Source organism: Longimicrobium sp. (assembly GCA_036377595.1).
Classification (GTDB): domain Bacteria; phylum Gemmatimonadota; class Gemmatimonadetes; order Longimicrobiales; family Longimicrobiaceae; genus Longimicrobium.
Genome location: DASUYB010000150.1, coordinates 1 through 22,707 on the forward strand (window position 1 = coordinate 1; position 22,707 = coordinate 22,707).

Consider the following 22,707-nt stretch of genomic DNA (forward strand, 5'->3'; position numbering starts at 1 on the left):
AATCGGATCGGATATCGGATGTCATTCCGAGTGGCGCCGCCGCTCCGGATCTTCAACCGCGCGGATGCCGGGCGGCGCCCGAGGAATCTGTAGCCTGCGTCCGAGCGACAGGCGACCTGTGGCTCGGAAGCCGGCCACAGAGTCCTCGGGCGCCACGGCTTCGGCATGAAAGACAGGGCGGCGCAGCGCCTTCGGAATGACATTCCTTCCCGGCAATGCACAGTCGATCCGGAGATTCAGCATCACACCCGGAGCGGCTCGCGTTCGATGGGCTCGCGGCCGACCGGCTCGAGATCCGGCTCGTAGTCGTCCGGCGGGGGCGGCGGGGGCGGCGCGCCCTGCGCCGCCGCGGCCGCCGCGCCGATCGCCTGGAAGGAGAGCTTCACCGAGCTGTGGTTCTGGAAGTGCACCGTCCCCGGCCGCGCGAACGCGTGCTTCAGCACCCGGTACGCCCAGTTGTCGAGGTCGTTGCGCGCCCGCTCGGTGCCGATGGACACCACCTCGTCGTAGCCCAGCGTGGTGCGCACCTGCCCGTCGCGCCGATACAGGGTGACCTTCGTTCCCGACGTGCCCGGGTACGTCTGCGGCGCGTCGAGGACGGCGTCGGTGGAGAAGACCAGCGCCTTGCCGCGGTGTCGGCCACCGTGCTCGGTGACGCGCGCCTGGATGCTGTCGCGGTCGTAGCGCGGCAGGTGCGTGGTGCCGCAGTGCGCCTCGCCCACGCTCCCCGCGGGGTAGCCGGTGAGGCCGTGGTAGGAGATGGCGTCGAGCTCCGCGTACCCGGCCAGCTCGCCGCGCGCGGCCCAGGTGTCCACGTCCAGCGCGGCGCCGTCCACCGGCGGCGCGGCGTTGGCGGAGATCAGCGGCCGCCAGTCGTTCCCGTTCCGCGCGCACCAGTCGGTGATCCACCCCGTGGCCAGGTTCAGCCACCGGGCCTGGTACACGCCCGGGTCGGGCGCCGCGGGATGCGCCGTGTCGGCAAGCAGCTGCGGCTCGTTGATCAGCTCCACGATCACGTTGCCGTACGGCTTCACCGCGGCCAGCACCTTCTCCACGATCCGCTTCTGCACCGCCATCAGCCCGAGCCGGCCGGTGTTCAGGAAGTCCTGGCTGCGCAGGCGCGCCTTCATCCTCTCGTCGAGCCCCTGCCCCTCGGTGTTCACGCTCACCAGGTTCGCCTTCCCCCACTCGGGCGCGTCGATCTGCGCCGGGTTCCACCACGAGTGCGGCCAGTAGCTGAAGGTGACCGGCTGCGGCGTGTTCCTCATGTCGTGGAAGGAGAAGAGGCAGAGCTGCAGCGCCACGCCGCGCGCGTCGGCGTCGGCCACGAACGAGCGCAGCCGGTCGAACCAGGGCTGCGACCAGGCGGTGGGGTCGTTGTCGCGGATGGCCGCGGCCACGCGCCAGGCGCCGTTCGCCCGCGCGAACGGGTACAGCCCCGTCACGGCGCCGTTGGCGAGGGTAACGCCGTTGGAGAGGAAGACGCGCAGCAGGTTGCACCCGTACGCCTTGAGCGCGTCGAGCATGGCCGTGCGGCTGCGCCAGGCACGCGGCAGGAGCTGGGGAGACGTGTGGTCGCGAAAGCACCCATCGGGGTTGGGATCGGCGCCGGGCTGCGGAAAGGTCACCACGAAGGGCTGCACGCCGTTCTCCAGCAGCTGCCCCCAGTACTCGAGGATGCTTCCGAAGGGGCTGGCCGCTCCGCCGCACAGCACGATCGACGTGCCGTTGTCGCGGATGGTTCCGGTCGAGCGTTCGCGCGTGAGCAGCATGGCCATGGTCGTCGCTCCATCTTTGAGGTGAGATGATGAGGGGACCTGCAAAGGTCCTGCACGCGCCGTCGCAGGCAAGCGCTGCGCCGTACGCGGAGTGATATCGTAAGCCATGAAGTGACAAAGAGTTGGGTGATGAATGGGAGGACTGGAGGAGTGCGATGACTGGGACGCGCATACCCGGCACTGCGGCGCCCCCGCCGCATCCCGCGCCGTCCCCACCGACGTCAATGGTCCGCGAGGTACACGGCCGCGCACGGCGGCGAAGATGGCCTCACGCGAAGACGCGGAAGACGGAACGGAGTTCTCCGCGTCTTGGCGTGAGGCCGAACCGGTCCTGCATCAGATGACCAGGGGAGCAGGGGGAGCGATGCGTCGTCCCCCTGCGCTGCGCTTTCAATCCTTTGATTTTTCTCATGCAGAGTTAGCAGTTGAACAGCTGTTTTAAACTGCTGACCCTGCCAACTCTGCGTCACGGCCCTTTTATTTGACGCGGCCCCAGTGCGGTGGAGTGTACATCTTTGTCAGCCATGATTCTAAACTTGGTTAATTGCGCCTCGTATTGCCGAGCGACGGCGATTTTCGATACGTTTCACCACGTCACGCGCAATCTCCGCGACTTCTGTAGCCACATCAACGTGATCACCGATCAGATAATGGATTGCAACAACGAGCGGCTCAAACGTTTCGGCCTGACCAGTTGACTGAATAATTTCGAGAACCTCAGCTTGGTGGCCGACTGCCACAGCATCGATCAAAAAGTCGATACTCTCATCCAAAGAGTCGCTCAAAAAACGTTCGTCTCTCAAGAATACTGTTGCCTGTTGAAGCGCATCTCCCCACTTGCCCTGTCTTCCTAAGATACTCGCATACGTATGACAAAACGACCCATTGGTATCCAATTCCTCCACAGCATGTCGTGCCCATGTTTCGGCTTCTGAAAGGTCGTCATCATAGCCAAGCACAAATACTGCCCATGCTAGGTCATTAAGCAGATCAGGGGACACCCCGTCTTGTCCAGCAAACTGTCGCGCCGCATGCATGGCATCGTCGTGACGACCTGTTTCGAACAGAAGTTCAACCAACGCATTTTTCGCGTTCGAGTCCGGCAAGTCCAGCGCAATAGCCTCCCTAAAGTCTTCTTCGGCATTCTCCATCCTATGGAATTGGCGGTGCAGCAAGCCGCGCGCGAGCAGTATTGCTGAGGATCTCGGGTACCGCGAAAGCGCCTTGTCAAACGAATCGAAAGCCTCTTGTGCTCTCCCGAGATGTGCGAACGTGGTTCCCATTCTGATCCAAGCATCAGCATCATCTGCATTCAATTCTGACGCACGAATATAGGATTCCACTGCATCCTCTTTGCGTCCGAGGCCTAGGAGCGCATCGCCTCTCAGGCGCCATATGGTTGAACTGTTCGGATTTATGGCAAGCGCACGCTCATACGAAGATAATGCATCACCATTGCGCCCCAAGTCGCTGAGGGCGTCTCCCATGCCGCGCCAAACAACTGAATCTGCTCGGTCAAGAGCCAAGCAACGCTCGAATGATCCCAGTGCCTCCTCTGCACGCCCGAGTAGGATTAGCGTAAACCCTCGGACAACCCATCCCCCAGCATCGTTCGGATTAAGATTCAGCCCACGGTCATAAGACTCGAGCGCAGCCGCTTCACGTCCGAGTTCGCTGAGCAGAACTCCCCTAATGAACCATCCAGCAGCTTCCTGAGAATTCAATTGCAGAGCGCGGTCGTAGGCCTCGAGTGCTTCTTTGTCACGCTCCAAGCTACGTAGCGTATTCCCCTTCATGAACCAGCCATAAGAATTCTCTGGCTCAAGGGCAAGTGCCCGATCATACGACTCTAGCGCCATATGATGACGATCCATATGATCAAGCGTATAACCTCGAGCCAGCCATGCTTCTGGATCGTTGGAGTTCAGAATCAGCGCATGCTCAAAGGATTCTAGCGCTTCTTCGAAAGAGCTTAAACTATTCAGCGCTTTACCCCTGTTAACCCAGGCATCGACCATGTCCGAATGTAGAGATAGTGAATGGTCGTACGCCTCGACTGCTTCCACGTAGCGTCCTAGGTTAGCAAGGGCGCCACCTTTGTTGAACCATGTATCCGCATCCTCCGAGTCTAGAGCAATCGCATGTTCAAACGAATCGACAGCCTCTTCATAACGAGCTAAATCTGCCAATATAATACCCCGATTGCTCCAAGCTTGAGTCGCGTTTGCATCCAGCACCAACGCTCGATCAAATGATTCGAGCGCTTCTGCATTACGATCAAGGAAACTCAGCGAAACACCTCTGTTGACCCAAGCGCTACACATCTGTGGACTGAGAAGCAGTGCACGCTCAAAGGAATTTAGTGCCTCCTCAAAGCGGCCCAGTAGACCGAGTACTGTTCCTCGATCATGCCACACCTCGGCATCGTCTGGATTGAGAGCAAGCGCATCATCATACGCCTTCAGAGCTAGCTCGCTGCCGGTGCCGCTATGGTTGCTGGACGGCGCAGCTTCCACTTCGAGATTCAGGAGCTTCAGCAGTGATGCAGGCACGTCGGGCATTGTCTTGAATGCATACCGAGTTACCTCAACGATCTTTTGAGTTACCTGTACCTTTCCAACCATTTGCACGATCGCTTCATAAGCAGCAAAGTGTTCCCGCCGCTGGCCTGCCGTGAGCCGACGCGCCTCCTCAACAAGTGACCTTGTGGTCTGCACCAGTTCTTCACCTCGGTACAAGCTCACCATAAACCGCACGACGGCGTGCACTCGGCTAGCGCTCGGCCCTCTGCGACGCATCAGGTGGTAAACGTTGTACATCCGCTCTGCAACTTGATAAAATTGGGTTCGACCGCGTTTGTATGGTGCAGTCACAGCCCCCCGTTCGGTCAGACGCTTCAGAAGGGCACTGGCGATGTTGACATCCACTCGCGCCGCTCCGGCAACCGTCCGCGCTGTCGACGGATCCCAGAGGTCTGCTAAAACGACGAACACCTTTCGTTCTTGGGGGGGGAGGTTGTCGAGGTGGTGCTTGAAATATTCCGTGTGCGCGTCCACCAGATGGGTTAGGTCGTCCATCAGAGAACGGAACGACGTCTTCGCAGCAAATTCCGAGAGGATACGGATGAGACGGGGGTTGCCCCCGGTGAGAATCTGTAGCGGACGAATGCGGTTGATATGAGCTTTCTGTCCTGTGTTGGAGGCCCACAAAGCCTGCGTCTCTTCCTGTTCGAGCGGTTGGAGCTCGATAATCCGGAACAGTTCATACAGTGCTTGGTTGTAGTCATCAATCGCGTCAAAACGGCTTGTGGCGGTTCCTAATAGCATCAGGCGCGGCTCATTCATCAGCGCCTGCCGCAAAGCCCATGCATCGTTCTCGCTGATCTGAGCCCCAATCAGCATGTTCAGGTTTTCCACTATCAGCAGCAGGCGTTTCCCTTGCTCGTCTGCGAAGTCCATCAGTTGCGCGATGGCTCGCGCCCGCAGCCGCACTTCATCACCTTCCTGAAGCAATTCCTCGTAAGCCTGCTTCCAGCGTGGCTCGCCGGTCTGCTCACCAAGGTGGAAGAGTGCTTCCAACCAGAACTCCCCTGGCGTGCTGACCTGGTAAGTCTCCTCGCCAAACACTACAGGATACCACGCCGCACTCAGGATCGGGTCGATGCGCGTCTCCGCGGCAGACCTGAGCACGAGTGTCGTCTTGCCGATCCCCCTTGGACCGATGACGAGTACGTGCTGATTCGAAACGCCGGTGTTCTCCCGGAGCACCTCCAAAATCCGGTCGAGATCCGAATTCCGAGCTACGAACGTCCGGATGAGTGTCTCGTCGTCGAGAAACGCCGGGTTGTACTTCATCGAGTTCGGAAGCATGGCTCAGGCTCCTCTCTCCAGGGCCGGCGTGAACCCGAACGCGCCGAACCGGCGGCACCACCAGTCCCGCAACAGACGGGAGACGAAGGTGAACTCGCCGGGTCCGTCCTGCAGGTATCCATCGTGGGTGAGGATCTCCAGCACCTCACGCGTCTGGTCCATTCCCTCGCGCCCGTCCAGCCCGAACTCCTGCCGGAGAACCGCGATCGCGTCCGGCGTGAGACGGCCCACCACCGCAGTCTCGGTGATCAGGTCCAGCACGAACGGAAGGATGGCCGTGCCCACCATCAGCTTCAGCCGTTCCTCGAAGGTGCTCAGCTCGGCATGCCCGCGGGTGCTCAGCATCCGCTCCTCGTAAACACGATCCACAACTTCCGTCGAACAGGTCAGATTGCCGCGTCTGGTGCACATCTCGTGGATGTGCCCGAAGAACATCTGCACGTGGTGGGGAATGCAGGAGCCGAGACGCTCCACCACGCGCTCGGATGCGCCGGGGAGGAACTCGACCCTGTAGTTCGCCGCGAGCGCGTTTAGGCATCCGATCGCGGTCGCCGGCTCCCAGGGCTCCAGTGGAAATGCGCGGAAGTTGTTGATGGTCGCGCTCAAGCCCGCTTGGCGAAGAATCGGCTCGAATCCGATGGAGCCGGTGACGACAAAGCGGATCTTGCCGTTGTGACAGATGCTCTGCGCGCGGAGCCACGACATGAAGGCTTCCGTCGCCGCCGCGCGCTCGGGCGTGATCTCGAGCGCATTGACGTCGGTGCCCTTCAGGATTCGGTTTACGAGGATTGGGACTTCGTCCATGAACAGGACCACCGGTCGGTCGGAGGCAGCCAGCCCTGCCAGCAGCTGCGCTCCCTTCGCCTCCCAGTTCCCGTGGACGAGGCCTTCCCGGATCTTCAGCTGCAACTCGCTGATCTGGAGCGTGTCGATCGCTTCGGCGGCGGCGCCGAGCACGTTGCCGAACACCTCCCGCGTCTTCGTCCACAGGGATTTGTGCGGATGTGTGGCTGCGCTGAGCGCGGCGATGAAGTCGGGAGCGGAACTCGCATCCTGGAGATCGAGGTGCAGGCATGTGTAGCGGTCGCCGATCCGTCGCGACACCTCGCGCATGAGGCTGGTCTTGCCGATCCGGCGTTGCGCCACCAGGTACATGCTGGCGCCCTCGTCCAGATACTGCGTGAAGAGCGCAATCTCCGCGTCGCGATTCCAGAACCGGTCCGCGCCCGCCACCCAGTTGCCGTGTGCCTGCTTGAGAGTCGCCATCACTCCTCCTCACTGATTGCCAACAAATCTGTTGACAACAATTTTGTTGGTGATCTCCCGGACTGTCAAGGTTGGGCAGATGTGAAGAGAGGCCCCGCCGCGAGATCGACTCGCGGCGGGGCCTCCTTCATCCCCTCGGTCACCACCCGGCGCTAGTAGCCGGGGTTCTGGGTGAGGTTGGGGTTCACGTCGATGGCCGCCTGCGGGATCGGGTAGAACAGGAAGTGGTCGTCGAGCGTCAGCGTGACCTTGGGCACGCTGCTGTCGCGGGATGCAGTTGCTGCAGCCGCTGGATGGACGACCACGTCGGCGAGGTCGCGTGGGACTCGATGTCGAGCGTGGACGGCGCGGGAACGCGCTGATGGTACCGCCCCGGGAGCGCGCGCTTCTTCGAGCACGGCACCACCGGCCCTGGCGCGCTCACCAGCCCCAACCGCCGCCTCCTCAGCAACGGCGACGCGCAGGCGTACACCGTCGAGCGGGTGCTGGAGGGGTGGCGGCCGGGGTCATGAGCCGGCTCCGCGAGAAAGCGCAGGGGCAGCGGAGCGAAGTGCTCCGCTACCCCTGCTTGTTCCGGCCCCCAGTGTCCCGGCTGTCCTGGAGGATGATCGCGGGCTACAGGTCGGCGCCAGGGTTGTCGGTGGGCAACGGAGGATCCATCGGCAGAGCGCCGCCCGCGATGGGAAGCGGCACCGACTGGGAGCTGTTGCCGCCCGAAACGATGATCGGGGGATCGGACTGTGCCATAACGGGCCTCCTTGAAGAGCGGGTAGCTGCGCGCTGAAGCGAGACATCCAGCGCATGAGGGAGAAACGGTTCGTTACGGCTAAGCTTATTCCGCCTCACTTCAGGTCACAAGCTCTTTCTGCAGCGCAGTCCCCGGGGGATGGAAGCCGCGATCGCAACCGGTTGTTGGCGAATGAATTCGCAGCAACAACCACACGAAGTCCGCCTTCGCGGACTACAGGCGACGGTGCGGACGTGGGATCGGCGCGCGCGACAGGTTTCTCTGGACGGTGAAGATTCGGTTCCAGCGTCAGGTGTTCCGGCGGCACGAGACTAGCGGGCGGGCGGGCCGGTTCGCGTCCACGCAGTTCGTGGACGATGTGGAATCCACTCGCCCGGAGGTTGTTGCAGTGAGAAAGATCCGCCTGATGCTGGACGAGCTTCGCGTCGAATCCTTCGCGACGGATGCCGCCGGGCACGCGCGCGGCACCGTGCACGCGCACGACGATGCCAGCGGCCCGTCGTGCCCCTACGCCTGCACGCTCGACGAGCCGACGTGCAACGGCCCGGCGTGCGTCACCATCCCCGTGCTCACCTGCCTCTGCTGAGAGCGGCTGCGTGGACGGTATCAGAGGCCACGGAAGGACTGTAGATTCGGTCCTCCGTGGCCTCTGTGCCCTCTGTGAGAGACTTCTGTTTGTAGAATTGTCGGGAGGATGAGTGGACGGGACGAGGGTGGAGACGAACGGGCGGGCGGACGGCGGGCCGCTCTGGCGCGCGCCGTCGCAGGAGGAGCGGCTGGCGGAGCTGACGGCGCTCGACGAGGGGAAGAAGGAGGCGCCGCTCCGCCGCGACGTGCGCTCGCTCGGCATCCTCCTCGGCCGCGTGCTGCGCGAGCAGGAGGGCGAGGCGCTCTACGCCGCCGTCGAGGAGCTGCGCGGCCTGCTGATCCGCAGCCGCGGCGAATCGCCCGAGCGCGACGCATCGCCGCCCGCGCCGTCGCCCGCGGGGACGGACCGCGCGTCGGAGATCGTCGCCGCGCTCGACGTGGGACAGGCGTACCGGCTCACCAAGGCCTTCTCCACCTACTTCGAGCTCACCAACCTGGCCGAGACCGCGCACCGCGGCCGCCGCCGCCGCGCCGCCGAGGTGCACGCCGAGCGCCCGCCGCAGCCCGGCACCTTCCACGGCACCCTCCTCCGCCTCCGCGACGCCGGCCTCGGCCGCGACGAGATCCTCGCGCGCCTGGCCGACGTCTGCGTGATCCCCGTCTTCACCGCGCACCCCACCGAGGTGGCGCGGCGCACGGTGCTGTTCAAGCGCGCCCGCATCGCCCGCGCGCTGGAACGCCTCGACCGGCTGCCGCTGACCGACGCCGAGGCCGCGCGGCAGGAAGAGGCCATCGCCGCGGAGATCACCGCGCTCTGGCAGACCGACGAGGTGCGCCGCAGCCGCCCGTCGGTGCGCGACGAGATCCAGATGGGGCTGGACTACTATCGCCGCGTGCTGGTGGAGACGGTCCCCGGCCTCTACGCGGGGCTCGCGGACGGATTCCGCGCCGCGTTCGGCGATCCCGTCTCCCCCGCCGAGCTGCCGCAGGTCGTGCGCTTCGGCAGCTGGATCGGCGGCGACCGCGACGGCAACCCCTTCGTCACCCCCGGCGTCACCCGCGACGCGCTGCAGGCCGCGCGCGAGACCATCCTCGACCGCTACGTCACCGCGCTCGAGCAGCTGGTCGAGCGCCTCAGCACCTCCACGCTGCAGACCCCCGTCTCCCCCGCGCTGGCGGCCGCATTGGAGCGGTACGCGGAGACCGGGTGGACGCTCGACCCCGTCCCCGAGCGGCGGTCGCAGACCGAGCTGTACCGCCGCTTCCTGGGGTACATGGGTGCCCGGCTCCGCGCCGCGCGCGACGATCCCCATCACCCCCACGCCTATCCGGTCGCCGCGGACTTCGCGGCGGACCTGCGGCTGGTCCGCGAGTCGCTTGCGTCGAACCGCGGCGGTCGGCTCGCCGCGCTGCTGATCGATCCGCTCCTGCGGCAGGTGGAGACGTTCGGCTTCCATCTCCACACCCTCGACGTCCGCCAGCACGCGCGCCTGCACGCCCGCGCCCGCGACGAGCTGCTCGTCTCCACCGACGACGGTCTCCCCACGCCGCCGGGCGACGACACGCGGATGGTGCTCGACACCATGCGCGCGGTGGCCGATCTCAAGCGCACCTATCCCCCCGAGGCCGTACAGGCGTACGTGATCAGCGGCGCGACCAGCGTCGACGACGTGCTCACCGTGGTCCGCCTGGCCGAGGCGTGCGGCGTCCGCGTCGCCGCGCAGGGGGGCGATCCGGGGCTGATGCCGGTGCCGCTCTTCGAGTCGATCGACGACCTGCGCGCCTGCCCGGAGATCTGCCGCGAGCTGTGGACGCGCGGCGACTACGCGCGGCTGCTGGACAGCTGGGGGCGGCGGCAGGAGGTGATGCTGGGGTATTCCGACAGCAACAAGGACGGCGGGATGCTCACCAGCACCTGGGAGATCTACAAGGCGCACCGCGCGCTGCACGACGTGGCGCGGGAGACGCGCGTCACGCTGCGCCTCTTCCACGGCCGCGGGGGGACGGTGGGCCGCGGCGGCGGGCCCACGCACCGCGCCATCACCAGCCAGCCGCCCGGCGCGTTCACCGGCGTCTTCCGCCTGACCGAGCAGGGCGAGGTGCTGAACTGGAAGTACAGCGACACCGTGCTGGCCGAGCGCAACCTGGAGCTGATGGTGGCCGCCGCGCTCGACATGCTGGCCAACCCGTCGCGACCCGATCCCGCCCGCGCGGAGGTGTGGGACCGCGCGATGGAGGAGATGTCGGCCGACGCCTACGCCTTCTACCGCGCGCGCATCGCCGACAACCCCGACATCCTCGCCTACTTCGAGCAGGCCACGCCGGTGGGAGAGCTGGAGCACGCCCGCATCGGCTCGCGCCCCGCGCGTCGCGGCCGCAGCACGGGGCTGGGCGACCTGCGCGCCATCCCCTGGGTGTTCGGGTGGATGCAGAGCCGGCACGTGCTCCCCGCCTGGTTCGGCGTGGGGCACGCGCTGGAGCGCTTCGCCGCGCGCGGGCGCGAGGAAGCGGAGCTGCTGGCGGAGATGGCGCGCACCTTTCCGCTCTTCAACGACCTGGTGCGCAACGTCGAGGTGGGGCTGGCGAAGGCGGACCTGGCCATCGCGCGGCGCTACGCCGGGCTGGTGGACGACGAGGCGCTGCGCGGGCGGGTGTTCGGGATGGTGGAGGAGGAGTTCGCGCGCACCCGCGACGCGGTGCTGCGGGTGACCGGACAGGCGCGGCTGCTGGAGGAGAACCAGGTGCTGGCGAGCTCGATCCGCCTGCGCAACCCGTACGTCGACCCCATGAGCCTGATCCAGGTCGACCTCCTCCGCCGCAAACGCGCCGGCGAGGAGAGCGACGAGCTGAACTACGCCCTGGCGGCCACGATCAACGGCATCTCCGCGGGGCTGCGCAACACGGGATGATGGGGATCACCCCTGCAGGAGGAAGTGCGTCCGCCACTCGGCGAGCCACGCCTCCCCGAACTGCGCGCGGAGCGCCGGCCGCGCGCCGACGCGGGTGGCGAGCGCGCCCAGCGAGCAGAGCCGGTCTCCCCACCCCAGCGCCACGCCCGCCCGGATCGAGGCCTTGTCGGGCGAGCAGAGCAGCCATGCATCGCCGCCGCGGCAGTACGCATGCGCGAACAGGTCGCGCTCGCCATCGTCCATCCCGTCGGCGCCGGCGTAGCCCAGCGCGAACGCCGCCTGCACGGTCGCGGTGACGCGGTGCACGCGCGCCAGCCGGCGCAGGTGATCGTCGCAGATCGCGACGTACCCCGGCCGTCCCGGACTCCCCGTCCGCGCCTTCGCGCAGCACGTCTCCACCGTCTCCACCGCCAGACCGCCGGTGATCGCGGCCCAGCAACCGGTGCGCACCGCCTCGATGATGACGTTGGTGTCGGCCAGCACCACGCGGGATCCGCCTCCGGCCATCGCTCAGACTTCGTAAGAGAGCGAGAGCCCGTACGAGCGGCAGATCTCCGCGAAATCCGCAACATCGATGTCGAGCAGCCGCGCCGCGCGGCGCAGCGACAGGCGCCCGGCCTCCACCGCCGTGTGCACGCGCGAGATGAACTCGCGGCTGAACAGCGGCGGAAGCGGGTCCCGCGTCCGCCATGTGCCTCCGGACGCGAGCCGTCCCTGGACCACCGCCTCGTTCTTCGTGATGAACCCCAGGTTGTGCAGGCGCCACACGACGGCCGGGCCGCTCACCCGGAGCGCCGTCGCGCTGGCGTTCACCCACTCCGCGAGGTCCGCCGTGCCGCGCGACTTCCATCGCGCGGCTATCATCGCGGCCGGCATCAGCAGCGCGGCCGCGAAGTTCTCCGCCAGCTCCTCGACGCGCTTGCCCTTGGTCGCGCGCGGCTCCCACGGCTCGACGCGCTGGGGCGGCATCGCATCCCAGGTCAGGACGTGGAAAAGCTCGTGCCCAAGGTCGTACGAGCGGCGGCCGACCGGCTCGCGGCGGTTGATGAGGATCGCGTGCAGCCCGGGCAGCTGCGACGCCGCGCCGGAGAGCCCCTCCGGCGCGTCGACGTTCAGGACGAGCGCGCCGAGCTCCCGCTGGATCGCGTCGCCGAGCGCCGCCGCGGGAACGTCGCCCAGGCTCCACCGCGAGTGAAGCTCCTCGGCACAGGCGTGCGCATCCTCGTACGACGAGCGGTCCGAGAGCTCCAGCTTGGTCCCGATTCGCGGCTGGGGCAGCCCCTCCTGCGCACCGAGCTCGCGGTACATCGCGATCCACCGCCCGGCCCGTTCCTCGAACGCATCGAGCGCGGCGGGATCGATGTTTTTCGCCCGGAACGAGAACCTCGCCTCGCCGTCCAGCCGGAAGGCATCGGTGAAGTAGTCGACTGCCACGCCGAGCACCTCGGCGGCGCGCGCCAGCTCATCGGCCGAGATCCGGCGCTCGCCGGCTTCGATCGCGGCCAGCGTCTGACGATCCTTAAAGCCGAGCTCCGCCGAGAGCTGCTGCTGCGTCAGTCCGCTGCGTTCGCGCGCTTCCTTCAGCCGCCGCGCGACGCGAAGGAGATGAGGATTTGCCATTCCAGGATGATAATCTTGCAAATTGGACTATGCAAGATGCACTTAGGTAGATTGGGGAGATCGACGAACGAGTGTGATTTGCGGCGGCCTCCAGTAATGCGGTATGGTCCTGAAAGCCGCGACGACTCCTCACCCAGATCGTAATTGATGGCGCGCGAACGATCCCTGGCCCTCCTCGCCGGGCCGGATGCGATGGCGATCCTCCGCGAGCGCGGGCTGCGCGCGGAGGACGTGGACATCGTCCCCGGCGCGTCGGGCGGGCCCAAGTGGCTGGTGCTGGAGGGGCTCGACCGCTTCCTCTTCGGCGAGTTCCTGCAGCAGCCGCGCGAGCGCCCGCTGCACCTGGTCGGCTCGTCCATCGGCAGCTGGCGGATGGCGTGCCTGGCGCAGCGCGACCCCGCCGCGGCCGTCGCGCGCCTGCGCGAGGGTTACATCGGGCAGCGCTACACAAAGAGGCCGCGGCCGGCCGAAGTTACGCGCGTCATCGCCGCCATCCTGGACCGCATGCTGGGCGACACGGGCGCGGACGAGATCCTGTCGCACCCGTGGGCGCGGCTGCACGTGATCACCGCCGAGTGCCGCGGGCTGGCCGGGAGCGAGCGGATGCCGCTGCAGATGGTGGCGATGGCGGCCGCCGCGGCGGGGAACCTGGTCAGCCGCCGCACGCTGGCGCTCCAGATGCGCCGCGTGATCTTCCACACGGCGGGCGACGACACGCCGTTCCGCGGCCTGGCCGATCTCCCCACCGCGCACCTGCCGCTCACGCGCGAGAATCTGCGGCCGGCCCTGCTCGCGTCGGGATCGATCCCGCTCGTGCTCGAAGGCGTGCGCATCCCCGGTGCGCCGCGTGGGATGCACCGCGACGGCGGCACCGTCGACTACCACCTGGACTTCGACTACGGGCCGGGCACGGGGCTCGTCCTCTATCCCCACTTCTACCCACACATCGTCCCCGGCTGGTTCGACAAGGCGCTCCGCTGGCGCCGCGCGCGCGGCGAAAACTTCCGGCGCGCGCTGATCCTGGCGCCTACGGCGGACTTCGTCGCGCGGCTCCCCGGCGGAAAGATCCCCGACCGCAACGACTTCTACCGCATGCCCGACACGCAGCGCGAGGCCGCGTGGCGCAAGGTGGTCGCCGCGAGCGAGGAGCTGGCGAACGAGCTGCGCGAGCTGCTGGCATCCGGCCTCATCACCGACGCGGTGCGGCCGCTCTGATGGAGACGCATGGAGCAAGGAGATGAGCGACAACCTGTGGACGTCCGACGATTCCGCTGCGTGGCAGGCCGCATTGGATCGCTACGAGGACGTGATCGAGGCGCAGACTTCGAAGGTGCTGCCGGAGCTGGACCGCTGGTACCGTGACGAGCTGCCGGGGCTGATCGCCGCGCGGAAGCGGCCGCACGTGACGCATGCGGAGCTGGTGAAGGTGACGGAGTGGAAGATGGCGCGCGGGATCTGGCGCCCGCGCAACCTGCAGCTGGTGCGCGGCAACGATGCGGATCTGGTCGAGCGCACCAGCGGCGACGCGCTCGCGAAGATCCCGCACGCCAGCGAGCCGATCGCGGTCCTGTCGAAGCTCGACGGCGTCGGCCCCGCGACGGCTTCGGCGGTGGTGTCGGCCGCTGCGCCCGACATCTATCCGTTCTTCGACGAGCTCGTCGCCGCGAAGATCCCGGAGCTCGGGCAGGTCGCCTTCACCCCGCGCGAGTACGCGAAGTACGCCGAGGCGCTCCGCGATCGCGCGAAACGCCTCGGCAAGCGCTGGACGCCGGTGATGGTCGAGCGCGCCGTCTGGGCCAGCGTCGGCGGCAAGGCGGGAACGAAGCGCCGCTGATGGTTCGTTCGAGACGTGGGTGCCGCTACGGAACACTCCTACGGTTGTCATCCTGAGGGCGCGGGCGCGAAACTCTCGCCGTGACCGGCGTTTACCGCGCCCGAAGGATCTACTTTCCACCGAGCGAGGCACGCTTTCGCGCGATTTCGCCGGCCTCGGCTCACGCCGGCAGTAGATCCTTCGGTCGGCGCCAAACCACGGTGCGGTCGAGAGTTGAGCGCGGCGCCTCCCTCAGGATGACATCGGGGAGGTGTCCGTGAGGAGCAATCTCATATCACACGTTCGCGCCCAGCGACTCCCACAGGTGGAGCGCCGCGTAGGCGCGCCAGGGGCGCCACCGCTCGGCGCGTTCGCGCACCTCGGCAGGGCGCTCGATCCCCTCGCGGCGCATCGCCTTGATGATGCCGAGGTCGGATACAGGAAAGGCATCGCGGTCGCCAAAGGCGCGCATGCGCAGGTAGGCCGCCGTCCAGGGGCCGACGCCGCGGATGCTCGTCAGCCGCGCGTCCGCCTCTTCCGCGGACATCCCGCGCAGCGACTCCAGGTCCATCCGCGACGCGGCGACCGCAGCCGCGAGCACGGACTCCGATTTCGCGCGCGTGAGGCCGATCCCGCGTAGCGCATCCATCGGCGTGGCCGAGAGCATCTCGGGCAGCGGAAAAGCGAGAAAGACATCGCCGTCCAGCCCCCGCGCGGGCGCGGCGACGAGCCGCACCAGCCGATCCGCCATCGTCGCGGCGGCGGCGACGCTCACCTGCTGGCCGAGGATGGCACGGATCAGCGCCTCGAACGGATCGCCGTACTGCGGCAGGCGGATGTGTGGCTGCCGCGCGACGAGCGGCGCCAGGATCGCATCGCCGGCCGCAAGGGAGCGGAACGCCTCGACGTTCGCCGTCAGGTCGAACATGCGCCGGGCGAGCGCGCGCAGCTCCTCCGGCGCCAGCGCGGGCGACGAACGCACCAGCAGCGCGGGCGCCGGCGCTTCGCGCAGGGTGACGGCGAGCGTCACCGCGCGGCCGTCCACGCGCAGGCTGCGGCGGTACTCGCCGGCGGCGATCCGCTCGATCGACAACACCGCGCGCGGGCCGAGGAATCCCACCGCCCACGCAAAATCGAATCGCTCCGGCACCTCCACGACCACCGCATCGTTCACAGACCCCGCCTGCGTCATCTCCATCGATCTCCCATGGTGATCGGCATCGCCCACCCCGAGCCCGCGCGAAGCTACGCTGCGAGCGCGCCGGCGGCGACCCGTTTGTTGCGCATCCATGACCGGCGAGTGGACCAATTCATCTGCGCATCTGCGGCCCAAAGCGCGCGGATCTGGTGTGACAGGCTCATCGTGCCGAGAATCCCACGCGAACCATCTGCCGATCATGGAGACGAGATGGAGACGAGCGACTTGATGGCCCTGGGCGAGGCGGCGCTCGCGTCGCAGCCGTTCAGCCGCTTCCTCGGCGCGGAGCTGCACGCGTTCGCGCCGGGAAGCGCGGAGCTGCGGCTGCCCGTGCGGCCCGAGCTGCTGCAGCAGCACGGGTTCGTGCACGGCGGCGTGCTCGGCTACCTGGCCGACAACGCGCTGACCTTCGCGGGCGGCTCGGCGCTCGGGCCCGCCGTGGTGACGGCGGAGTACGTGATGAGCTACCTGCGCCCCGCGCGCGGCGAGACGCTGGTCGCGCGGGCGACGGTGCTGTCCGCGGGAAAGCGCCGCGCCGTATGCCGCTGCGACGTGTTCGCCGTCGCCGGCGGCGAGGAGACGCTGTGCGCGGCCGCGCAGGGAACCATCGCGCGGCTGGGGGAGGAGAGCGGCGAGTGAGCGGCGGCGCGGAACGAGCGCAGGTCCGCGCCAGTTACGACGCGCTCGCGGACGAGTACGCGCGGCACGTCGCCGGCGAGCTGGAGCACAAGCCGTTCGACCGCGCGTTCCTGGACCGCTTCGCCGCGCGGATGGGCGGTGCGGGGCCGGTGGTGGACGTCGGCTGCGGCCCCGGGCACGTCGCCGCGTACCTGCACGCGCGCGGGCTCGAAGTGCGCGGGATCGACCTGTCGCCGGAGATGGTGGAGCAGGCGCGCGCCCGCTTCCCCGCCGTCCCCTTCAACGCGGGCGACGTCACCGCGCTCGACGCGCCCGATGCGAGCTGGGCCGCCGCCGTCGCCTTCTACTCGCTGATCCATCTCCGTGCCGGTGAGATGGCCGTCGCGTTGCGCGAGCTGCGGCGGGTGCTGCGGCCGGGCGGCCTCCTCCTCGTGGCCTTCCACGTCGGCGAGGAGACGCGCCACTTCGACGAGCTGTGGGGCGTTCGCATCGACCTCGACTTCCGCTTCTTCACGTCCGCGGAGATGGAGGGCTGGCTGCGCGCCGCCGGATTCGACGTCGAGAGCCTCGAGGAGCGCGATCCCTATCCCGACGTCGAAGCCCAGACGCGCCGGTGCTATATCGTCGCGCGGCCGGCGCCAACGAATCTCGGTGAATGAGCCGGCCGGCTGATCAGCGATCCAGCGTCTCCGTCGGAGCGGCGTAGTGGTCGGCGCCGAGGAAGTGGAGGGAGACGTACGGCTCGTCGCCGATCACCCAGCTGTCGTGCGGCTCGGGCGGGACGTAAAAGAGCGAGCCGGCGCGCAGCTCCGCCGTGCGCCCGTCCGCGAACGAGACGCCCGCCGCGCCCGAGATCACCATCCCCACGTGCTCCACCGAGCAGCGCTCCGCGCCCACGCCGGGCCCCACGTGCTCGGACCAGCGCCACCCCGGCTCGTACGTCGCCCGCCCGATGGTCATCCCGTGCAGGCGCACGATCTCGAACCGCCCCTTCTCCATCCGCCGCACCTCGTCCGGCCGTTCGAAGCGCTTCAGGATCACGCCGGTGTCGGTCATCTCCATGGCTCGTAAGGGTTGGGGGTGATCGGAAGATCGTCGCGGAAGGCTGCCATTCCGAGGTGAGGCTGCCCATCCCGAGGAGATTGTCATTCCGAGCGGCGCCGCTGCACCGAACCGTCGCCCGCGCTGATGTCATGCGGCGCCCGAGGAATCTTTGACCGGCTTCCGCGCCAGAGCCAGGCTGTCGCTCGGCCGCAGGCTATAGATTCCTCAGGCGCAACGGCTTAGGCACGAGACGACAGTTCGGCGAAGCGCCCTCGGAATGACAGATTGGGCTCCGCCACTTATTCCCGCCGATTCGCCTCGGCCATCTCCTGCGTGAAGCGCTCGGAGGCGCCGCGGGGGATGCTGAGCGTCTTCCACGCGCCGCCGGCGTAGTGCTTGGCCAGCAGCACGATCATCCCCACGTGGTTGGCGATGTGCGCAACCTGGCGGTTCAGTGCGCCGATGACGGTGTGCGGCTCGCCGCGGATGTAGACGGTGTGCAGAACATCGTCCGGCGTGAGCGAGGCCAGCGCGCCCTCCAGCAGCGCCCATCCCTGCCGCCATCCCTCCTCGACGGCCGCGCGCGTCTCGTTCGGAGCGATCACGAACTCGGACTCGCGGTCGCGGTCGGGCTTCTCGCCGTCGCTGGTCAGGAAATCGGTGAAGCGCGAGCGCAGGTTGCCGCCCACGTGCTTCAGGTTGATGGCGATGCTGTTCGTCTCCGGGTCCGGCTGGGCGAAGAACGCTTCGTCGTCCACCTGCGCGACGGCGCGCTCGGCGGTCTGGCGCAGCGTGCGCAGCCGCTCGGCCACGTCGCGCAGGTACTCGCTCCCGATGTCCATCCCGGGCTCCCTCCGGTGGATGATGGCGATGCGTCCCGCGAGCCGTGGCGCGGCAGGAGCACGCCGCGACCATCTCGCGCTCAAGCCGGCACCAGGCGCGCGGCCGTGCCCAGCAGCGCGTCGTACGTGCCCTGCTCGCGCACCTCGATGGCGGCGTCACGCGCGGCGCGGAGGGCGCAGCGCAGCCACCCCGTCCCCACGCTGATCCGCCGCACGCCCAGCTCCGCCAGCTCGGCCACGGTGGGGACGCCGGGGACGACGAGCACGTTGACGGGAAGCGTAGATCCGGCCACCAGCGCGCGGATCTCCTCCGCCTCGCGCACGCCGGCGGGGAACGCGCAGCTCGCGCCGGCCTGCGCGTAGATGCCAGCGCGCTCGAGCGCCGCCTCCACCCGCCCCGCGGGGTCGCCGATGCGGTGCAGGAAGACGTCGATGCGCGCGTTGATCACCGCGTCGGGGACGCCCGCGGCGATGCAGGCCTCGCGCTCGGCACGCAGCCGCTCGGCCTGCTCGTGCGCATCGCGGATGCCGTCGCTCCCGATGCCGTCTTCCAGGTTGAAGCCGACGGCACCGGCCTCCAGCGCCAGCCGCACCGTCTCGGCCACGTCTGCAGGCGTGGCGCCGAAGCCCGCCTCCAGGTCGGCCGTCAGCGGCAGCCGCGTCACGCGCGCGATCCGGGCGACGGCGGCGATCACCTCGTCGCGCGGGATGTGCTCGCCGTCGTCGAAGCCGTGCGCCGCCGCCACCCCGCCGCTGGTGGTGGCGATGCAGCGGAAGCCGAGCTCCTGCACGAGCATGGCGCTGGCGGCGTCCCACGCGTTCATCACCAGCAGCGGCTCGTCCCGATGATGGAGCCGCAGCAGCTCCGTCGCGAGCGCGGGTCTCACCGGCATGGGTGCCATCCTTTCGCGTGTGGAGATTGGACCATCACGGGGGCGAGATTAGCCGCGGCGCGTGCCGGGCGGTAGCGCCAAGCGATGGGGATCGGGAATGGTCCAAATCCGCGGAGACCCCTCCCCGCGATCCGGACGGAAGCCTTGCTCCACGGCGCAAACGCTGACACGGCGCTGAGTTCTCCCCTCCCCTGCGAAGCGGGGGAGGGGCCGGGGGAGGGGGCCGACCCGCGCCGCGCCAGCGCACGCTGCCCGTGCAGGCGATCTCACCGCGTTGGCCGCGCCGTCACCGCGCACCTGCTCCCGTCAGCGCAGGAGCCCGCACCCGCTTCCCCGGCCGATACGCCTCCTCCGGGATCTCCGCCAGGCGCGAGTGGCCGGCGCGCTCGCCCAGGCCGTAGAGCTGCTGGAAGCTCATGATCAGCGGCCGCCAGCGGTCCGGGTCGATGCGGTTGGGGTGCCCGTCCATGCGAATCGACTCGTGCACGTGGACGCGGACGATGCGCACCTCGAGCGCCACCAGCCCGCCGCGCCGCTCGTCGTCGCGCACGGCCATCGGGTGCACGGCCTCGAGCGTGGCCTCGAGGCTCACCGGGCACTCGAGCACGCGCGGCGGCAGCACCAGGTCCGCGGGCGCCGCCGTCAATCCCGCCGCGCCGAACTTGTCGCGCTCGTGGCGGTAGCCCATGGCCTGCTTGTGCGGCGGCACGGGGTCCGAGCCCGTCGTCTTCGCCAGGCGGTTCACCGCGGCGGCCAGTTCGGCCGATGGCAGGTTCAGCACGCACTCGCCGGTGCGCAGGATGTTCTGCGGGGTGTGCGAGCGCGAGCCGAAGCCCAACATACAGCTCTTTCCCAGCCACCACGCAGACGACATCGGCGCCAGGTTGGGCGTGTCGTCGGCATTCAGCGAGCTGACCAGCACCACCGGGGTGCCGAAGTAGAGGATCGCGGGGTCGATGACGGTGTGCACGGGTCCGTTCCGGTCCGGGGTTCGCCCCGCCGGTGGGACGCCGGCGGTGTGCATCCAAGCTCGCCTTGGGGCGCCCGCGCCTCCACCCGGATGTTGCGGACTTCGCGCCGCTACTCCGCGATGGGGGTGAGGTGGAGCGCCGCCAGCCGCCATCCCCCGTCGCCATCCACCCATACCTGGGTGCCACGGCAACGGTCCTCCACGCGCCAGCCGGCGTGCGTCCCCGCCACCTCCTGCCGCCCGACGACGATGGCCGACTCGCCGAAGACGCGGATCGTCTCCGCCATCCAGCCGAAGCGGTCCCAGCGCAGACGGCCGGCCTCGATCCGCTCGATCCACTCTGCGCGCTCCACCACCCGCCCGCGCGCCTCCACGCAGGCGAAGTCGTCGGCCAGGAGCGCGTCGAGCCGCGCCGCGTCGCCGCGCAGCTCGGCGGCGGCCCAGTCGTCCGCCAGCCCGGCGATCTCCGTTTCCGCGATCTCCATGTCCATCCAGTGCGTCATCCGCCCCCGCTCCCGCGCTGAGGGTGAGCTCCGCCGCGGATCTCCATCCCTCGTCATCCGACGGTGTACGGCTCCGAACCGATCAATGTGGCCGGAGGATCGAACCATCCTCCAGTGCCAAATCTCCATCGACCCACTGGTCCATCTCCGTTTTCTTGCGGACTTCTCCAGAGGACTGGCGCGGGGGGATTCGGATCGCTACGGTAGGGGGCGGTTGGATCAAGAGATTGGGCCAATCACCTGGACCGGCGCTGGTCCAAGTACGCGGGAGACGCGGATGGCCGAAGCACCTTCGCTGTTGATCCCCATCGCCCCCGACGCGCGCGAGCCGCTGCAGGAGCAGATCTACCGTGGCCTGCGCGACGCGATCCTCACCGGCCGCCTGGCGCCCGGCGCGCGGCTGCCGTCCACGCGCACCCTGGCGGCCGACCTCGAGGTCGCGCGCAACACCGTCGTCCCCGTCTACGAGCAGCTGCGCGCCGAAGGGCTGATCGCGGGGCGCGCGGGCGGCGGCACGCGCGTGGTCGCCGTCCTCCCCGACGCGTTCCTTCGCGTGTACGGAACGGACGGGCACCGCACGGGCGCGCGGCGGCCGAACGGAAACGGCCACGGCACGAACGGAAACGGCAGCGGGAACGGGAAGCGGATCCGCCTGAACATCCCCTCGACTGGAGCCGCAACCGGCGGGACGATGGCGCCGCCGCGCGTCTCCGCCGCCGCGCTGGCCGTGGGCGGGGTGGAGATGGGATGCTGGAAGCCGGGCCCGCCGCGCACCTTCCGCCTGGGAGTGCCGGACCACGACGCGTTCCCGGCGGAGCTGTGGGGATCGCTGCTGGCGCGGCGGTGGCGGCGCTCCGGGCGCGACCTGCTGGCGGCGGGCGATCCCCGTGGATTCGCGCCGCTGCGCGAGGCCATCGCCGAGTACGTGGCCGCCGCGCGCGCGGTGCGCTGCACGCCCGAGCAGGTGATCGTGACCGGCGGCGCGCAGCCGGCGCTCTCGCTGGCCGCCCGCGCGCTGCTCAACCCGGGCGACCTGGCGTGGGTGGAGGAGCCCGGCTACGGCGCGGTGAAGGCCGCGTTCCTGGGCGTGGGCGCGCGCCTCGTCCCCGTTCCCGTCGGCCCCGGCGGCATCCGCGTGGACGAGGGGATGAAGCTGGCGCCGTCGGCCCGCCTGGCCTGCGTCACCCCGTCGAACCAGCACCCGCTGGGCGGGGCGATGGACCTGCCGACGCGGATCGCGCTGCTGGAGTGGGCGGGGCGCCACGACGCGTGGATCATCGAGGACGACTACGACAGCGAGTTCCGCTACACCGGCCGCCCGCTGCCGTCGCTGCAGGGGCTGGATCCGTGCGAGCGCGTGGTGTACGTGGGGACGTTCAGCAAGACGCTGAGCCCGGCGCTGCGGCTGGGCTTCATGGTGGTGCCGAAGGCGCTGGCGGGGGTGATCGCGGGGCTGCGGAGCGGAATCGACCGTTATCCGCCGTCGCTGGAGCAGGCGGTGCTGGCCGACTTCATCGGCGAGGGGCACTTCGCGCGGCACGTGCGGCGGATGCGCGCCATCTACAGCCAGCGCGTGACCCTCTTCCGCGAGATCGCCGCGCAGGAGCTCTCCGGCCTGCTGGAGGTGCCGCCGATCGAGGCGGGATTGCGGCTGCTCGGCTGGCTTCCCGAGGGCGTGAGCGACCTGCGCGTGCGCGACGAGGCGCTGCGCCGCGGGGTGGAGGTGGAGGCGCTGTCGGTGCACCGCTCCGAACCGGCCGGCCGCGACGGGCTGCTGCTGGGCTTCGCCGGCTACAACGGCCACGCCACGCGCCGCGGGATGCAGGAGCTGGCGGCGGCGATCCGGGCGTGCCTGTGACGGGGGAGTGTGCCCGGCTCGCCCTTCCCGGCTCGCTTAGGCTCGCCACCCCTCCCGTACCGGGAGGGGTAGGGGTGAGGACGCCTGCGCCGGTGGCGGGAATTCTCGCGGCGCGGAGTGGCCCCTCCCCCGGCGGAGAGAACCTCAGCGTTGGGACTAGCATCCGGCC

General features: G+C 68.5%; 19 protein-coding genes. 7 read left to right on the top strand and 12 right to left on the bottom strand.

What is annotated here, in order from left to right:
• Positions 1-242: 242 nt before the first annotated feature.
• From VF092_26280 to VF092_26295, 4 genes are all read right to left on the bottom strand, one after another.
• Entirely contained in the window at positions 243-1,778 is a 1,536-nt protein-coding gene (locus VF092_26280; protein HEX6750822.1) for a hypothetical protein, read from the bottom strand.
• 530 nt (positions 1,779-2,308) lie between these two features.
• Complete coding sequence (locus VF092_26285; protein ID HEX6750823.1) at positions 2,309-5,647, bottom strand: tetratricopeptide repeat protein; 3,339 nt, start codon at positions 5,645-5,647, stop codon at positions 2,309-2,311.
• 3 nt (positions 5,648-5,650) lie between these two features.
• Positions 5,651-6,913 (bottom strand): hypothetical protein, encoded by a 1,263-nt coding sequence (locus tag VF092_26290; protein ID HEX6750824.1) that lies wholly within the window; start codon positions 6,911-6,913, stop codon positions 5,651-5,653.
• Between the two features lie 152 nt (positions 6,914-7,065).
• Positions 7,066-7,170, bottom strand: a complete 105-nt coding sequence (locus VF092_26295; protein ID HEX6750825.1) for a RagB/SusD family nutrient uptake outer membrane protein — start codon at positions 7,168-7,170, stop codon at positions 7,066-7,068.
• A gap of 879 nt (positions 7,171-8,049) precedes the next feature.
• On the opposite strand from VF092_26295, the gene VF092_26300 reads away from it, so the two are divergent.
• Together VF092_26300 and VF092_26305 are read left to right on the top strand one after the other, a co-directional pair.
• Positions 8,050-8,247 (top strand): hypothetical protein, encoded by a 198-nt coding sequence (locus VF092_26300; protein ID HEX6750826.1) that lies wholly within the window; start codon positions 8,050-8,052, stop codon positions 8,245-8,247.
• A gap of 112 nt (positions 8,248-8,359) precedes the next feature.
• Positions 8,360-11,158, top strand: a complete 2,799-nt coding sequence (locus VF092_26305) for a phosphoenolpyruvate carboxylase (protein ID HEX6750827.1) — start codon at positions 8,360-8,362, stop codon at positions 11,156-11,158.
• Between the two features lie 6 nt (positions 11,159-11,164).
• On the opposite strand, the gene VF092_26310 is transcribed toward VF092_26305, so the two are convergent.
• Together VF092_26310 and VF092_26315 are read right to left on the bottom strand one after the other, a co-directional pair.
• Positions 11,165-11,665, bottom strand: a complete 501-nt coding sequence (locus tag VF092_26310; GenBank protein HEX6750828.1) for a hypothetical protein — start codon at positions 11,663-11,665, stop codon at positions 11,165-11,167.
• Between the two features lie 3 nt (positions 11,666-11,668).
• Complete coding sequence (locus VF092_26315) at positions 11,669-12,778, bottom strand: helix-turn-helix transcriptional regulator (GenBank protein ID HEX6750829.1); 1,110 nt, start codon at positions 12,776-12,778, stop codon at positions 11,669-11,671.
• A 147-nt stretch (positions 12,779-12,925) separates the two neighbouring features.
• On the opposite strand from VF092_26315, the gene VF092_26320 reads away from it, so the two are divergent.
• A complete protein-coding gene (locus VF092_26320) occupies positions 12,926-13,993 on the top strand; it encodes a hypothetical protein (protein ID HEX6750830.1) in 1,068 nt (355 codons plus the stop codon).
• 22 nt (positions 13,994-14,015) lie between these two features.
• On the top strand, positions 14,016-14,612 hold the full coding sequence (locus VF092_26325; protein HEX6750831.1) for a hypothetical protein: 597 nt from the start codon (positions 14,016-14,018) through the stop codon (positions 14,610-14,612).
• 274 nt (positions 14,613-14,886) lie between these two features.
• Here VF092_26325 and VF092_26330 read toward each other — a convergent pair whose 3' ends face one another.
• Positions 14,887-15,900 (bottom strand): DNA-3-methyladenine glycosylase, encoded by a 1,014-nt coding sequence (locus VF092_26330; protein HEX6750832.1) that lies wholly within the window; start codon positions 15,898-15,900, stop codon positions 14,887-14,889.
• A gap of 99 nt (positions 15,901-15,999) precedes the next feature.
• Here VF092_26330 and VF092_26335 point away from each other — a divergent pair, with 99 nt between their 5' ends.
• A complete protein-coding gene (locus tag VF092_26335) occupies positions 16,000-16,428 on the top strand; it encodes a PaaI family thioesterase (protein HEX6750833.1) in 429 nt (142 codons plus the stop codon).
• A complete protein-coding gene (locus tag VF092_26340) occupies positions 16,425-17,087 on the top strand; it encodes a class I SAM-dependent methyltransferase (GenBank protein ID HEX6750834.1) in 663 nt (220 codons plus the stop codon). The genes VF092_26335 and VF092_26340 overlap by 4 nt, the downstream gene beginning before the upstream one ends.
• 13 nt (positions 17,088-17,100) lie before the next feature.
• Here the strand turns inward: VF092_26340 and VF092_26345 are convergent, their stop codons facing one another.
• The 5 genes from VF092_26345 to VF092_26365 form a co-directional block, all read right to left on the bottom strand.
• A complete protein-coding gene (locus VF092_26345; protein ID HEX6750835.1) occupies positions 17,101-17,490 on the bottom strand; it encodes a cupin domain-containing protein in 390 nt (129 codons plus the stop codon).
• Positions 17,491-17,771: 281 nt separating this feature from the next.
• Positions 17,772-18,314, bottom strand: coding sequence for a DUF1572 family protein (locus VF092_26350; protein ID HEX6750836.1), 543 nt, complete (start codon positions 18,312-18,314; stop codon positions 17,772-17,774).
• A gap of 80 nt (positions 18,315-18,394) precedes the next feature.
• Positions 18,395-19,207, bottom strand: coding sequence for an isocitrate lyase/phosphoenolpyruvate mutase family protein (locus VF092_26355; GenBank protein ID HEX6750837.1), 813 nt, complete (start codon positions 19,205-19,207; stop codon positions 18,395-18,397).
• Positions 19,208-19,493: 286 nt separating this feature from the next.
• Positions 19,494-20,177: a flavin reductase family protein gene (locus VF092_26360; protein HEX6750838.1), complete on the bottom strand. Its 684-nt coding sequence runs from the start codon at positions 20,175-20,177 to the stop codon at positions 19,494-19,496.
• A 110-nt stretch (positions 20,178-20,287) separates the two neighbouring features.
• Positions 20,288-20,680 carry a nuclear transport factor 2 family protein gene (locus VF092_26365; protein ID HEX6750839.1) on the bottom strand — a complete coding sequence of 131 codons (393 nt, stop codon included), beginning with the start codon at positions 20,678-20,680 and terminating at the stop codon, positions 20,288-20,290.
• Positions 20,681-20,957: 277 nt separating this feature from the next.
• Here VF092_26365 and VF092_26370 point away from each other — a divergent pair, with 277 nt between their 5' ends.
• A complete protein-coding gene (locus VF092_26370) occupies positions 20,958-22,538 on the top strand; it encodes a PLP-dependent aminotransferase family protein (protein HEX6750840.1) in 1,581 nt (526 codons plus the stop codon).
• The last annotated feature ends 169 nt before the right edge of the window (positions 22,539-22,707 follow it).